This is a genomic window from Microbacterium sediminicola (genome assembly GCF_039531125.1).
Taxonomy (GTDB): domain Bacteria; phylum Actinomycetota; class Actinomycetes; order Actinomycetales; family Microbacteriaceae; genus Microbacterium; species Microbacterium sediminicola.
In genome coordinates this window covers 483016-496925 of record NZ_BAAAPL010000002.1, presented here as the reverse complement: position 1 = coordinate 496925, position 13910 = coordinate 483016, and the positions used below count along the sequence as shown (strand labels likewise).

At 65.2% G+C, this 13910-nt stretch carries 15 protein-coding genes and 2 tRNA genes; 3 read left to right on the top strand and 14 right to left on the bottom strand.

What is annotated here, in order from left to right:
* Genes ABD206_RS10960 through ABD206_RS10950 form a run of 3 tightly spaced genes read right to left on the bottom strand, consistent with a single transcriptional unit; the run spans position 1 to position 1600 of the window.
* Entirely contained in the window at positions 1 to 654 is a 654-nt protein-coding gene (locus ABD206_RS10960) for an anthranilate synthase component II (RefSeq protein ID WP_344072452.1), read from the bottom strand.
* Positions 651 to 806, bottom strand: a complete 156-nt coding sequence (locus ABD206_RS10955) for a hypothetical protein (RefSeq protein ID WP_344072450.1) — start codon at positions 804 to 806, stop codon at positions 651 to 653. The genes ABD206_RS10960 and ABD206_RS10955 overlap by 4 nt, the downstream gene beginning before the upstream one ends.
* Positions 806 to 1600: a class E sortase gene (locus ABD206_RS10950; RefSeq protein ID WP_344072449.1), complete on the bottom strand. Its 795-nt coding sequence runs from the start codon at positions 1598 to 1600 to the stop codon at positions 806 to 808. The genes ABD206_RS10955 and ABD206_RS10950 overlap by 1 nt, the downstream gene beginning before the upstream one ends.
* Before the next feature lie 56 nt (positions 1601 to 1656).
* Here ABD206_RS10950 and ABD206_RS10945 point away from each other — a divergent pair, with 56 nt between their 5' ends.
* Complete coding sequence (locus ABD206_RS10945; protein WP_344072447.1) at positions 1657 to 1896, top strand: cell division protein CrgA; 240 nt, start codon at positions 1657 to 1659, stop codon at positions 1894 to 1896.
* Positions 1897 to 2019: 123 nt separating this feature from the next.
* Here the strand turns inward: ABD206_RS10945 and ABD206_RS10940 are convergent, their stop codons facing one another.
* Positions 2020 to 2883 carry a rhomboid family intramembrane serine protease gene (locus ABD206_RS10940; protein ID WP_344072446.1) on the bottom strand — a complete coding sequence of 288 codons (864 nt, stop codon included), beginning with the start codon at positions 2881 to 2883 and terminating at the stop codon, positions 2020 to 2022.
* A gap of 12 nt (positions 2884 to 2895) precedes the next feature.
* Positions 2896 to 3468, bottom strand: coding sequence for a peptidylprolyl isomerase (locus ABD206_RS10935; protein ID WP_344072445.1), 573 nt, complete (start codon positions 3466 to 3468; stop codon positions 2896 to 2898).
* Positions 3469 to 3564: 96 nt separating this feature from the next.
* Between ABD206_RS10935 and ABD206_RS10930 the strand changes: the two genes are divergently transcribed.
* Positions 3565 to 4149: a DNA helicase gene (locus ABD206_RS10930; RefSeq protein WP_344072444.1), complete on the top strand. Its 585-nt coding sequence runs from the start codon at positions 3565 to 3567 to the stop codon at positions 4147 to 4149.
* 59 nt (positions 4150 to 4208) lie between these two features.
* On the opposite strand, the gene ABD206_RS10925 is transcribed toward ABD206_RS10930, so the two are convergent.
* The 3 genes from ABD206_RS10925 to ABD206_RS10915 all read right to left on the bottom strand — a co-directional run bounded on the left by ABD206_RS10925 (position 4209) and on the right by ABD206_RS10915 (position 4841).
* Entirely contained in the window at positions 4209 to 4643 is a 435-nt protein-coding gene (locus ABD206_RS10925) for an NUDIX hydrolase (RefSeq protein ID WP_344072443.1), read from the bottom strand.
* 41 nt (positions 4644 to 4684) lie between these two features.
* Positions 4685 to 4757 (bottom strand) — tRNA-Ala (locus ABD206_RS10920).
* Positions 4758 to 4767: 10 nt separating this feature from the next.
* Positions 4768 to 4841, bottom strand: a tRNA-Ile gene (locus tag ABD206_RS10915).
* A 142-nt stretch (positions 4842 to 4983) separates the two neighbouring features.
* Between ABD206_RS10915 and ABD206_RS10910 the strand changes: the two genes are divergently transcribed.
* On the top strand, positions 4984 to 5709 hold the full coding sequence (locus ABD206_RS10910; RefSeq protein ID WP_425561193.1) for a VIT1/CCC1 transporter family protein: 726 nt from the start codon (positions 4984 to 4986) through the stop codon (positions 5707 to 5709).
* A 65-nt stretch (positions 5710 to 5774) separates the two neighbouring features.
* Here ABD206_RS10910 and ABD206_RS10905 read toward each other — a convergent pair whose 3' ends face one another.
* The 6 genes from ABD206_RS10905 to dnaN all read right to left on the bottom strand — a co-directional run bounded on the left by ABD206_RS10905 (position 5775) and on the right by dnaN (position 13765).
* Entirely contained in the window at positions 5775 to 6179 is a 405-nt protein-coding gene (locus ABD206_RS10905; protein WP_344072439.1) for a DUF3566 domain-containing protein, read from the bottom strand.
* On the bottom strand, positions 6176 to 8719 hold the full coding sequence (gene gyrA, locus ABD206_RS10900) for a DNA gyrase subunit A (RefSeq protein ID WP_344072436.1): 2544 nt from the start codon (positions 8717 to 8719) through the stop codon (positions 6176 to 6178). The genes ABD206_RS10905 and gyrA overlap by 4 nt, the downstream gene beginning before the upstream one ends.
* A 34-nt stretch (positions 8720 to 8753) precedes the next feature.
* Positions 8754 to 10787, bottom strand: coding sequence for a DNA topoisomerase (ATP-hydrolyzing) subunit B (gene gyrB / locus ABD206_RS10895; protein WP_344072434.1), 2034 nt, complete (start codon positions 10785 to 10787; stop codon positions 8754 to 8756).
* 122 nt (positions 10788 to 10909) lie between these two features.
* On the bottom strand, positions 10910 to 11404 hold the full coding sequence (locus ABD206_RS10890; protein WP_344072432.1) for a DciA family protein: 495 nt from the start codon (positions 11402 to 11404) through the stop codon (positions 10910 to 10912).
* The gene (gene recF / locus ABD206_RS10885) at positions 11397 to 12563 is read right to left on the bottom strand and encodes a DNA replication/repair protein RecF (protein WP_344072430.1); all 1167 of its coding nucleotides are present in this window, start codon (positions 12561 to 12563) and stop codon (positions 11397 to 11399) included. The genes ABD206_RS10890 and recF overlap by 8 nt, the downstream gene beginning before the upstream one ends.
* A 50-nt stretch (positions 12564 to 12613) precedes the next feature.
* Positions 12614 to 13765 carry a DNA polymerase III subunit beta gene (dnaN, locus tag ABD206_RS10880; protein WP_344072428.1) on the bottom strand — a complete coding sequence of 384 codons (1152 nt, stop codon included), beginning with the start codon at positions 13763 to 13765 and terminating at the stop codon, positions 12614 to 12616.
* Between the last annotated feature and the right edge of the window lie 145 nt (positions 13766 to 13910).

Below are 13910 nucleotides of genomic sequence, written 5' to 3'. Positions count from 1 at the left end.
TCAGGTCATGTGCGGGCGCAGCGTGGCCGCGCGCCCCACTGCGCCGATGACGCCGGTGTGCTCGAGCCAGTTCGCCAGCAGCCGATAGCCGCCCTCGGTGAGGACGCTCTCGGGATGGAACTGCACCGCCCAGGCCGGCGCCTCGGCGTGGGCGAAGGACATGATGACGCCGGTGGATGTGCGACCCGTGACGATCAGCCCGCGCGGAAGGGTGTCGGCGTCGACGGCGAGCGAGTGGTACCTCGTCGCCGTGAACGGCGAGGGGATCCCCTCGAACAGTGACGAGCCGTCATGCCACACCTCGGAGGTGACTCCGTGGAACAGCTCCGGTGCCTCGCTCACGCGCGCGCCGAGCGCCTGCGCCATGACCTGGTGCCCCAGACACACTCCGAGCATCGGTATGCCCCGGGACACCGCCTCGCGCACCAGCGCGAGCGACTCCGGGACGTCATCGGGCGCACCCGGTCCGGGGGAGATGAGGATGCCGGACACCGCACCCAGCAGAAGATCTCGGTCCAGCGCTGCCAGCTCGTCGGCTTCGACGAGGCGCGTGGTCGCGCCCAGTTCGTGGAGATACCCGACGAGCGTGTGGACAAAGCTGTCGTGGTTGTCCACCACGAGGACGGGGGCCGCCGGGGAGGACTCTCTCGTCACCCGACCGTCGAATCTTGCGGGGTCGTGAGTTCGCTGATCCACGGGAACACGAAGAAGGCGAGCGCGTACAGCACAGCCGCGGCGAGGACGACCAGGATCGCGGTTCGCACCCACCAGGGTCCGGGGAGGATGCGCCAGAGTGCGCCGTACATCAGATGCTCGCTCCTTCTGTGAGAGACGCCGGCTCTCCGGCGCTGCGCGGGGTGAACGACTCGAAGACCCCGTAGGCGATGAGGCGCTCGTCCATCGTCCAGCGCGGGCTGCAGGTCGTCAGGGTGATGTACCCCTCACCGGCCTCGACGCCGGGCGTCTGGGGAACCGGGTCGAGCACATCGATGGCAGTCGGCTGCACGTATTCGAGGTTGCGGAATCGGTAGGTGTACCACCCGTCCGCGGTCTCCACCACGATCGCATCGCCGATCTGCAGGTAGTCGAGGTTGTTGAACGCTCCGCCGTGGGTGAGACGGTGGGCCGCGAGTGCGAAGTTGCCGTCCTCGCCCGGCAGCTGAGTGCTGTCGTAATGGCCGATGCCGATCGGATCCAGTGTCGCCCACCGGGTCACGCCGCCGGCGATCGGGAAGTTGTAGTCCGCGCCGAACCGCGGCACGCGCAGCACGGCGAATTCGACGCCGTTCTGCGGCTGAGCCGGGACCGGGATCTCGGCGGCATCCTCGGACGCGGTCGGTTCGGGATCCGGTGCCTCATCGGTCGGTGTCGGCGTGGCGATCGGTTCCTGCGCCCACTGCTCGGAGAGTGCGGAGCCCGACGCGTTGCGTTCCGCGCCGATGATGACGTCACCCAGCCAAAACTGCCAGCCGACATAGAGGAGGGCCACAACACCCACGGTGATCAGCAGCTCACCGATGACACCGACCACCGAGATCCTGCGTCGCCGCCGGGGACGAGCGGCGGCCCTGGTCGTGGGCTGCTGTCCGGTGTCGGTCACGAGGGGCAGTCTAATCACCCATGGCTGTGCTCAGCCTGGCAGGTAGACTGTCCGCCATGGCACGATCCAGCAAGGACGAAGAACCTCTCGTCGAGCAGAGCGACTCCGAGGCGGCTCCGAACCCGGTCTGGTTCAAGCCCGTCATGATCGGGCTGATGCTCGTCGGCCTCGTGTGGGTCCTCGTCTTCTACATCAGCGGCATGCAATACCCGATCCCGGGCATCGACGCATGGAACCTCGTCATCGGGTTCGGCATCGCGTTCGTGGGCTTCCTCATGACGACGCGGTGGCGTTGACGACGCCCCACCACGCACCGTGCATCACTGAGAACCGCGAATTACACAACTGAGCCACGGCGAATTACACACGTGTGATTCATCCCCAGGTGTGGATGAATCTGTGGACAGTTTCCACGTCGGTCAGACGTAGAAGACCGCGGGGATGATCAGCAGCGCCAGCAACGCGACACCGACGGCGACCAACAGAGAGATCTGCAGAACGCGCGCGTTGCGGGTACGCGTGCCGGCGTAGATCAGTCCGATGAGACCTCCCACGACGAGGCCACCGACGTGGGCCTGCCACGCGATGTTGTAGCCGGGCAGGAATCCGATCACCAGATTCAGACCCAGAACGATCAGGATGCCCGTGATGTTCGCCCCGATGTGCCGTCCGATCACCAGGAGCGCGCCGAGCAGGCCGAAGACGGCTCCGGACGCGCCGACCACCCAGATCCCCGGCGCCAGCAGAGCGACACCGACCGATCCGCCGAGCCCGGAGAGCAGATAGAGCACCACGAAGCGCGTGTGACCGAGGAGCGGCTCGAGTGAGCGCCCGATCATCCACAGCGCAAGCATGTTCAGCCCGATGTGCCAGAAACTCGAGTGCAGGAACACCGAGGTCAGCAGCCGCCACGGTTCGAAGGCGACGGAGGGGATCACATACGCACTGTTGAAGGCGAGGGCGTTCTCGAAGGCGGGGAAGAACAGTTGCAGCACGAAGGCCGCGGCCGTGATCGCGATGATGACATACGTCGCGGTCGGACGCTGCGTTCCCACCGCCACCGGACCGCGGACCCACCGTCGCTGCGCCTTGCGCTGAGCGGGGGACTGCGAGGCCCGCTGCTCCTTCATGCACTCTGGACAGATGACGCCGACCGCGCCCTGCGTCTGGCACTGCGGGCAGATGGTGCGCAGACACCGCTGACAGAGCACGAAGCTCTGCCGATCAGGATGCCGATAGCAGAAGTTGTCCCGGTTCTGACGGAACTCCTCGGAGGTCGTCACTGCCCGGCAGCGTCAGAGTGCGGCGATGTCGATCGAGGAGATGACGACCGGCTCGATCGGACGGTCGGCGGCACCGGTCGCGACGGCACTGATCGCGTCGACGACGGCCTTGGACTCCTCGTCGGCGACCTCGCCGAAGATCGTGTGCTTGCCCTGAAGCCATTCGGGACCGCGCCCGCCCTGGCCGGGGACCGTGATGAAGAACTGTGAACCGTTGGTTCCCTCGGGACGGCCGGTGATCGCGTTGCGGCGCAGGCCCGCGTTGGCCATGGCGAGCTTGTAGGGCTCGGTGAAGGTCAGCTCGGGCGAGATCTCGTCATTGAAGGTGTAGCCGGGGCCGCCGGTGCCCTGTCCGAGCGGGTCGCCACCCTGGATCATGAAGCCCTTGATGATGCGGTGGAAGATCACGTCCGTGTACAGGGCGCCCTCGCCGGGCTTGCCGGTGGTGGGATCGGTCCACTCGCCGGTTCCGTCCGAGAGTCCGATGAAGTTCTGGACGGTGCGCGGGGCGTGGTCACCGTAGAGGTTGATGACGATGTCACCCAGGTTGGTGTGGACGGTGGCGACAGCGGTGGGTGCAGGCATGCCCACATTCTTTCAGAGTTCCCTGGGGAGAGCTTTGAGAACGCGGAGCGCGTGGCAAGATGGGATTCACCACGTCCCAACGACAGGGAGGGCCCCGTGAGCCTGAGCCGCAAGCGCAAGAAGCAACTCCGCACGCTCCAGAAGCAGGCCAACGGCCTGTGGGAATCGCAGCAGGCGCTGCTGGGAGATGCCGCCGCCGTCGCCCGCGAGGCCGGCCGTCAGCTGGGGAACTACCAGCGCGAGCAGGTCGTTCCGGGTATGAAGTCCGCCTACGGCACCTACGCGGCGCCGTACCTGGCCAAGGGCGTCGCCTCGTCGAAGTCGTTCCTGGCCGACAAGGTCGTCCCCGCGACAGGTGTCGTCGTCGGTTCCGCGATGTCCGCCTGGGATGCCGCGAACGAGACACGCGCGAAACTGGCTGCCGGACGCGGCCTCGAGGCGCCCGACGCCAAGACATACGCGAAACTCGCTGACAAGTACGGCACAGATGTCGCCGCCAAGCTCAGCAAGAAGCTCGCCCTCGTGCCTGAGAAGAAGTCGGGCATCGGCGTCGGCGGTGTTTTCGCTATCGTCCTCGGCGCACTCGCCGCTGCCGGCATCCTCTACGCCGCGTGGCAGACGCTGCGCGCGGACGACGAGCTGTGGGTCGCGGACGACCCGCTCCGGGCACCCGACGCGTAATCAGACCGACCTCGAGAGCCGGTACCCGATGACTCGGGTACCGGCTCTCCGTCGTGAGGCTACTTGGCGTACTGACCCAGCTCAGCCATGCGCAGCCCGATGTTGACGAGGCTGACGCGCTTGAGTGTTCTGACCTCGGACAGCGCGAACCAGTCGGCCCGGTCCGTCGACCCGCCGATCTCGTGGCGCAACTTTCCACCGGTGACGTCGGCGCGATACACGATGCGCAGAGCGTGCAGCGGGGATGCGGCACCGGCGAAGCGCTGATGCGCCGGGATCACCCGCGAGTGGATTCCGAGCAGCTCGCCGATCGAGACACGATAACCGGTCTCTTCGTGGACTTCGCGGCGGGCCGCGACCTCAGGCGCTTCGCCGGCTTCGAGTCCGCCGCCGGGCAGAGTCCAGCCGGACGCGCCGCCCTCGTTCCAGTGCGCCAGCAGGATGCGGGAGTCCTGATCGAGGATGATCGCGTACGCCGCTACCCGCATGTCCATGCGCACACGATACGCGACAGTCGCGAGAGGAGAGGAAACTGTGGAGCCTAGGAGATTCGAACTCCTGACATCCTGCTTGCAAAGCAGGCGCTCTACCAACTGAGCTAAGGCCCCGGGACCAGCGTGGGGCTACCAGGACTTGAACCTGGGACCTCTTCATTATCAGTGAAGCGCTCTAACCGCCTGAGCTATAGCCCCGCTCGTTGCGACGCTTGCGTCGTCAACCTCCAAGACTTTACCCGAACATCCCGGCATTTGACGAATCGGTGTCCGTCCTCTCGATCCCTGCGTTCATCTTCGCGTAGCCAACCCTTCGTTGCCCGGGGGGTTCATCGGAGAGTTGACTAGCAAGGTGACGGAAGTGACACACGCCGGGGAAGAGCACGGCAGCAATGTCAGCCAACGGTTGAACTGGCTGAGAGCGGGGGTTCTGGGTGCCAACGACGGCATTGTGTCCGTCGCCTCACTCGTGGTGGGTGTCGCCGGCGCGACCACCGACACGCCCGCGCTGCTGTTGGCCGGTGTCGCCGGTCTCGTCGGTGGCGCCGTGTCGATGGCGCTCGGCGAGTACGTCTCGGTGAGCAGCCAGCGTGACAGCGAGCGCGCCCTCATCGAGAAAGAGAAGCGCGAACTGGTGGAGATGCCCGAGGAAGAGCTTGAGGAGCTCACCCTGCTCTACCAGGAGCGTGGTCTCACCAGGGCGACGGCGCAGAAGGTCGCCGAGGAGCTCACCGCGCACGATGCACTTGCCGCCCATCTCGAGGTGGAGCTGCACATTGACCAGGAAGACCTGGTCAACCCATGGCAGGCCGCGTTTTCCTCCGCTGTGGCGTTCACACTCGGCGCACTCCTGCCGTTGATCGCGATCCTGCTGCCGCCACCGGAGTGGCGTGTTCCGGTCACGTTCGCTGCTGTGCTCGTGGCGCTCGCTGTGACCGGCACCATATCTGCCCACTTGGGCGGGTCGCGCAAGGGACTCGCTGTCGTTCGCCTGATCGTGGGTGGCGCGATCGCGCTCGTAGCGACGTGGCTACTCGGAACGCTGCTGGGCACGACCGTCGTCTGAGAGGTCGATGCCCTCGAACGACGAAGGCCGACGCGAGCGTTCGCGTCGGCCTTCGTCGTGGAAGGTCAGTTCGAGGTGAAACCGACCAGCAGTCCGCCGGTCACCTTGACCGCGAGGTTGTAGATTCCGGCGAAGACCGCGCCGAGCACCGTCACCACGACGAGGTTCAGGATCGCCACGATCGCCGAGAACGCCATCACCTGCGGGAGGGAAAGCACCTGCGACAGCGAGAAGGTGTTGTCGGTGAAGCTACCGATGAATTCATCGGCCTGAGCGATCAGCCCGGTCGACTGGAGGATGAAGAAGATCATGAGAAAGAACACGACTGTTGCGATAGCCACCGCGATGGCGGCCAGGAACGACAGCTTCACCGCCGACCAGAAGTCGATGTAGACCAGGCGCAGTCGCACCTGCTTCGTCGTCGTCCGACTCGAGGACTTCTTCGCGAGTTTGTCGGCAACCGTGGTCATGCGTCAGAGCTTTCTTCAGGGGTCTGGGGGGATGCGGCGTCATCAGCCGTCTCGGCGGGACTTTCCGCCAGGCCTCGCTCACCGTTCCGGGCGACCGCGATGATGCGATCCTGCTCATCAGGCCGGGCGAAGACGACACCCATCGTGTCGCGTCCCTTCGCCGGGACCTCAGCCACGGCAGAGCGTACCACTTTGCCGCTGGCAAGAACCACCAAGACCTCGTCGTCCTCAGACACGATCAGACCGCCCGCCAAATCGCCCCGATCGTCGGAGAGCTTGGCGACCTTGATGCCCAGACCTCCTCGTCCCTGCTCACGGTAGTGCTCGATCGCCGTGCGCTTGGCATACCCGCCCTCGGTCATCACGAAGACGAATCCGCTCTCGGTGACGACCCGCGCAGACAGCAGGCTGTCGTCGCCCCGGAAAGACATTCCCTTGACGCCTTCCGTTGACCGTCCCATCGGTCGCAGTGCGCCATCGGTCGCCGCGAACCGCAGCGACATACCGTGGCGGCTGACCAGCAGCAGGTGGTCCTCTTCGGCGACCAACATCGCGCTGACCAGCTCGTCACCCTCACGCAACTTGATCGCGATCACACCGCCCTGGCGATTGGTGTCGTACTCGGTCAATCGCGTCTTCTTGACCAGGCCGGCGCGGGTGGCGAGCACCAGGTACGGCGCGGTCTGGTAGTCGCGGATGTCGAGAACCTGGGCGATCTCCTCGTCAGGCTGCAGCGCCAGCAGGTTGGCGACATGCTGGCCCTTGGCGTCGCGACTGGCCTCTGCGACCTCATAGGCTTTGGCCCGGTAAACGCGGCCCTTTGTCGTGAAGAACAGCAGCCAGTGGTGGGTCGTCGTGACGAAGAGGTGCTCGACGACGTCGTCGGCACGCAGCTGGGCACCCTTGACGCCCTTGCCTCCGCGGTGCTGCGAGCGGTAGTTGTCACTGCGGGTGCGCTTGATGTACCCCCCGCGGGTGACGGTGATGACCATCTCCTCTTCGGGGATGAGGTCCTCGATCGACATGTCGCCGTCGAAGCCGTGCAGGATCTGGGTGCGCCGGTCATCACCGAAACGGTCGACGATCGCCGTGAGCTCATCGCGGATGATGCTGCGCTGGCGGGACGGATCGGCCAGAATCTGCCGGAAGTCGGCGATCTGGGCCTCCAGCTCCGTGGCTTCGTCGATGATTTTCTGCCGTTCGAGTGCAGCCAGACGACGCAGCTGCATCTGCAGGATCGCATCGGCCTGGAGATCATCGATCTCCAGCAGCTTCTTGAGCCCGTCGCGGGCATCATCCACCGTCGCCGAACGACGGATCAGCGCGATGACCTCGTCGAGCGCGTCGAGCGCCTTCAGATATCCGCGCAGGATGTGCATACGCTCTTCGGCCTTGCGGAGGCGGAAGCGCGTCCGGCGGACGATGACCTCGATCTGGTGATCGATCCAGTACGAGATGAAGCCGTCCAGGGACAGCGTGCGCGGCACGCCGTCGACGATCGCGAGCATGTTCGCGCCGAAGTTCTCCTGCAGCTGGGTGTGCTTGTACAGGTTGTTGAGCACGACCTTCGCGACCGCATCCCGCTTGAGCACGATGACCAGCCGCTGTCCGGTCCGGCCCGAGCTCTCATCACGGATGTCGGCGATCCCGGTGATCTTTCCTTCGCGAGCGAGGTCGCCGATCTTGACCGCGACATTGTCCGGGTTGACCTGGTAGGGCAGTTCGGTGATGACCAGGCATGTGCGGCCCTGGATCTCTTCGACGCCGACGACGGCGCGCATGGTGATCGATCCCCGACCGGTGCGATAGGCCTCTTTGATTCCCTTGGTCCCGAGGATCTGGGCGGCGGTCGGGAAGTCGGGCCCGGGGATGCGCTCCATCAGGCCCTCGAGCAGTTCCTCGCGGGAGGCATCCGGATTGTCCAGCGCCCACAGCGCGCCCGAAGCGACCTCGCGCAGGTTGTGCGGCGGGATGTTCGTGGCCATGCCGACGGCGATTCCGACCGATCCGTTGACCAGCAGGTTCGGGAACCGCGCGGGCAGAACGATCGGCTCCTGCGTCTGGCCGTCGTAGTTGTCCTGGAAGTCGACGGTCTCTTCCTCGATATCGCGCACCATCTCGAGCGCGAGGGGAGCCATCTTGGTCTCGGTGTATCGGGGGGCCGCCGCGCCCTGGTTTCCCGGGGTCCCGAAGTTGCCCTGTCCCAATGCCAGCGGGTAGCGCAGCGCCCAGGGCTGCACGAGGCGGACGAGAGTGTCGTAGATCGCCGAGTCACCGTGCGGGTGGTACTGCCCCATGACCTCGCCGACGACGCGCGAGCACTTCGAGAACGACTTGTCGGGACGGTAGCCGCCGTCGTACATCCCGTAGATCACGCGACGGTGCACGGGCTTGAGTCCGTCGCGAACGTCGGGCAATGCTCGTCCCACGATCACGCTCATCGCGTAGTCGAGATAGGAGCGCTGCATCTCGAGCTGCAGGTCTACCTGGTCGATCCGTCCGTGATCGTGGACGGGCTCGGGGCGTTGTTCGTCAGCCATCTACTTCTCTACTTCGTCGCTTCTACTTCGTCGCTCAGATGTCCAGGAAGCGGACGTCTTTGGCGTTGCGCTGGATGAAGCCGCGTCGGGACTCGACGTCCTCTCCCATCAGGATCGAGAAGATCTCGTCTGCGGACGCCGCGTCGTCGATCGTCACCTGGCGCAGGGTCCGGGTGGCCGGATCCATCGTCGTCTCCCACAGCTCCTCGGCGTTCATCTCGCCGAGACCCTTGTATCGCTGGATCGCATTGTCCTTGGGGATCCGCTTGCCCGCTGCAGTGCCCTCGGCGAGGAACGCGTCGCGTTCCCGGTCGCTGTAGACGTATTCGTGGGGAGAGTTCGACCACTTCAAGCGGTAGAGCGGCGGTTGGGCCAGGTAGACGAAACCGGCCTCGATGAGACCGCGCATGTAGCGGAACAACAGCGTCAGCAGGAGTGTCGTGATGTGCTGCCCGTCGACGTCGGCATCCGTCATGAGCACGATCTTGTGATAGCGCGCCTTGGAGATGTCGAAGTCCTCTCCGATGCCCGTGCCGAAGGCGGAGATCATGGCCTGGACTTCCTTATTGCCCAGAGCACGGTCCAAACGTGCGCGCTCGACGTTGAGGATCTTGCCGCGCAACGCCAGGATCGCCTGGGTGTGCGGGTCGCGACCACCGACGGCGGATCCGCCCGCGGAGTCACCCTCCACGAGGAAGATCTCGCTGATCGTGGGATCTTTCGAGACGCAGTCCTTGAGCTTGTCGGGCATCGCCGCGGACTCGAACACGGACTTCCGCCGTGCGGTCTCGCGGGCCTTGCGTGCTGCCATCCGCGCGGATGCCGCATCGATGGCCTTGCGGATGATGTTCTTGGCCTGCGCGGGGTTGCGGTCGAACCAATCACCGATCTGGTCGCCGACGACCTTTTGTACGAACGCCTTCGCCTCGGTGTTGCCGAGCTTGGTCTTGGTCTGACCTTCGAACTGTGGCTCAGAGAGCTTGATCGAAATGACAGCCGTCAACCCTTCACGGATGTCTTCACCCGTGAGGTTGTCGTCCTTGTCCTTCAGCAGGTTCTGTGCCCGGGCGTACCGGTTCACGAGCGTCGTCAGTGCGGCGCGGAAGCCTTCTTCGTGGGTGCCACCCTCGTGTGTGTTGATGGTGTTCGCGAAGGTGAACACGTTCTCCGTGTAGCTGGTGGTCCACTGCATGGCCAGTTCCAGGGAGATGTGGCGGTCGGTGTCCTCGGAATCGACCTCGATGATCTCTTCGTTGACGACATCCGACTTGCGCACCTTGTTGAGGTATTCGACGTAGTCGACGAGTCCGCGCTCATAGAGGAAGTCATCGTGGGGCTGACGTGTCTGGGCGGTGCCGTCCTCTCCGTCGATGACGTAGGCCGACGCCGGGCGCTCGTCACGCAGACGGATGCGCAGTCCCTTGTTGAGGAAGGCCATCTGCTGGAAGCGCGTGCGCAGCGTGTCGTAGTCGAAATCGACGGTGTCGAAGATCGTGGCATCCGGCCAGAACGTGATGGTCGTTCCGGTCTTCTCACTCGCCTCGTCCTGCGAGAGCGGGGCAAGCGGCTGTCCTCCCTCTCGGAAGGACTGGCGCCACACATGGCCCTGGCGGTGCACCTCGACTTCGAGACGCGTCGAGAGCGCGTTCACGACCGATGACCCGACGCCGTGGAGACCCCCCGAGACGGCGTAGCCTCCGCCACCGAATTTTCCGCCCGCGTGCAGCACGGTGAGAACGACCTCGACGGTCGACTTCCCCTCGGTGCGGTGCATGTCGACGGGGATCCCGCGGCCGTTGTCGATGACCCGCACGGCACCGTCTTCGAGGATCGCCACATCGATGGTGTCGCAGTAGCCGGCCAAGGCCTCATCGACGGAGTTGTCGACGATCTCGTACACGAGGTGGTGGAGTCCGCGTTCACCGGTGGAACCGATGTACATTCCGGGGCGCTTGCGCACCGCTTCCAGGCCTTCGAGCACCTGGATCGCGTCGGCACCGTACTCGTTCTGTACGCGGGTGGGGGCTACCGGCTCTTCGGAAGCGCTTCCAGGAGTCTCAGGTGGCATGGTGATAGGCGCTCCCATTCGACGAATCGGTGAGTTCACATTCTATCTGCCCGCTCACGGGTGTGACGAGTTCTGAGGCCCTGTGGCGCGACAAAATTCCGAGCGACGTCCCCGGACGTGTCTTATCCGTAGGTATCGCGTGGACCGCGGCCTGGAACGGCTCTGGGGCCCCATTTCCAGGAGGGAACGTCTGGTCCGATGAACCGGATGCTCACGACACCCGCGTCAGGGAAGCGGCGGATGATCTCCGTGAGGATCTGCGAACGCATGATCTGGAGCTGCTTGGCCCACGCCGTCGAGTCGGCCTGAATCACAAGAGTGCCGTCGGTGAAGCTGACCGGGTGGGTGTGGGCGGCGGTCTCCGCACCGGCCACGTCCTGCCAGGTGCGGACGACATCCTCGCGGGCGAGCTGCGCGTCCCAGCCGGCGCTGCGGGTGAGGTCCGAAAGGACATCACCCACTCCTCGCGGATCCCGCCCCGGGGTGAACGGCTCGTGTTCGGTATCGGTACGCCTCTTTCGAGAACGCGTCCTGCGCGCAGAGGGCGCAAGGCCACGAAGGCGCAGGTACGTGGCCACCGTCTCGGGGATCTCGGCGCCGTCGACGGGATCAGTCATCCTCGGAGCCCTCCGCGACACGGACGAGTGTTCCGGCCTCCACGTACACCTCGCGCGCGCGCAATTCCGAGGGCACGTCGGCGCCGACGGCGGCAGTGACCAGCACCTGTTCGAAGTCCGCGACGACGGATGCCAATCGCGCCCGCCGTCCTGCGTCGAGCTCGGCGAACACATCGTCGAGGATCACGATGGGATCGCCCACCATGGACTCCGCCCGCAGCAGGCGCGCCGAGGCCAGCCGCAACGCGAGTGCCACCGACCACGATTCCCCGTGCGATGCGTAACCGCGCACCGGCAGACTTCGCACGGTCAGCAGGAGATCGTCACGATGAGGACCCACCAGATTCACTGCGCGGTCCAGTTCCTCCCCGCGTCGCACCCGCAGCGCCTCCCGAAACCGCGCGGCAATACTGTCCGCCGACCAGTCGCGCTCTCGGTCGCCCTCACCGTCGTCCTCTGCAGCATCGACCGAGAGCTGCCAGCTCGCCGCCGGCGAGTGATCCGCACCGGCGATCGCGCTGTACGCCTGAGCGAGAGGCTGGTGAAGTGCGTCGATCAGCGCCGCGCGCGCACGGATGATCTCCGTGCCGAGCGCGACGAGCTTGTCGTCCCAGACATCCAGAGTGGAAAGACCCGCGCCGCGCACACCCCGCTGTCGCGCGGACTTCAGCAGTGCGCTGCGCTGCTTCAACACCCGGTCGTAGTCCGCGAGCGTGGCTGACATCCGGGGGGCTCGCTGGATCAGCAGTTGATCCGCGAACCTCCGTCGCGATGAAGGGTCGCCCCGCACGATCTGAAGATCCTCCGGCGCAAAAAGGACGACGTGCGCATATCGCGTCAGTTCGGAGGTGCGCACGTTGGTGCCGTTCACCCGCGCGCGGTTCGACCCCTGCCGGTTGACCTGCACCTCGAGCGTGATCCTCCGCTCGCCGTGCGCCAGCCGCGACCGGATGATCGCTGCTTGTGCACCGTCCCGCACCATCGGTGCGTCTTGCGAGACCCGATGAGAGCCGAGCGTCGCGAGAAACCCGATCGCCTCGATGAGATTCGTCTTCCCCTGACCGTTGCGGCCGACGAAGACATTGGGCCCTGGGAACAGGTCAAGATCGGCGGTGCCGTAGTTGCGGAAGTCGGTGAGACTGAGCCGCTCGACGATCATCGCGCCAGACTACCTCCGCGTCGAGACAGCGTCGCGTGGACCGTCATCACTCAGCGCAGCAGCAGGTTCGGCTGTAGCAGGTACTTGAAGGTGTCCTCACCCGACTTGTCGACCGAGGTCTGAGCCGTGACCAGCACCGGGCTGAGCTTGTTGGCGTTGTCCGAGGAGGTGAAGGTGATCCTGACGAACTCGCTGCGCACAGCGGCAAGCGACTCCAACAGATACTGCGGATTCAACCCGAGAGTGACCTCGTCGCCGTTGAGAGTGGCATCCACCGACTCCGTCGCTCGCGCCTGCTCGGTTCCGGCAGCCTCCATCCCCACGCCGTCGACACCGAATGTGAACCGCAGCGGTGCGGAGCGGTCCAGGACAAGCGAAACGCGTCGCACGGCTTCGGCGAGATCGCTGGTACTCACGACGGCCTGGTGATCTGACTGCTCGGGGAAGAGGCGCCGGACGGGAGGGAAATTCCCCTTGATCAGCAGCGAAGTGACGGTCTTGTTCCCGGCGGTGAAGGCGATGATCTCGCGATCGCCGCTGCCCGAGAACGAGATCGCGATCTGGCCCGAGTGGGCGAAGGTCTTTCCGACCTCGATGAGTGTGCGGGCCGGAACCAGAGCCGTTGCCGTTTCGTCGGAGGCCACGGTGCCGCCATCCCACGGAATCTCCCGCAGTGCGACGCGGTACCGGTCGGTTGCGACGAGGCTCAGGCTGTTGCCGGTGGCCTCGAGTTGGACGCCGGTGAGAACAGGAGTGACATCGTCCCGCGACGCGGCGAACGCAACCTGCGAGATGGCCGTGGCGAAGTCCTCAGCCGGTACGACACCCGATTCACCGCTGATCTCAGGAATGGCCGGGTATTCCTGCACCGGCATCGAGGCCAGGGTGAACCGTGCGGATCCGCAGCGCAGCAGAATCCCGCCGTCCTCATCGACCTCGACCGTGACGGGCGCGTTCGGCAGGCGGCTCGCAATGTCCGAGAGCAGCCGGCCGTGGACGAGGATCGTCCCTGGGCTCTCGACTGTCGCGTCGATCCGGGTGCGCGCCGAGGCCTCGTAGTCGAACGCCGAGAAGGTCAGTCCCTCATCGGACGCCTCGATCAGAACGCCCGCCAGGATCGGCTGAGGATTGCGTTGTGGCAGCAGCTTGACGACGAACGACACCGCCTCGCTGAACACATCGCGGTTGACTTCGAACCTCACGCGCGCTCCCTCGACATCCTGTTGGGCTCTCCCATGCTAGTGCCCACATCTTCTCGTTCTTCAAGCGTGATTGCCGAAGTCAGGGATGTCGGCTCGGTGAGTCGCCTGTGGGAGTCGGTGATCGAATCACCATTGAGAAAAGAGA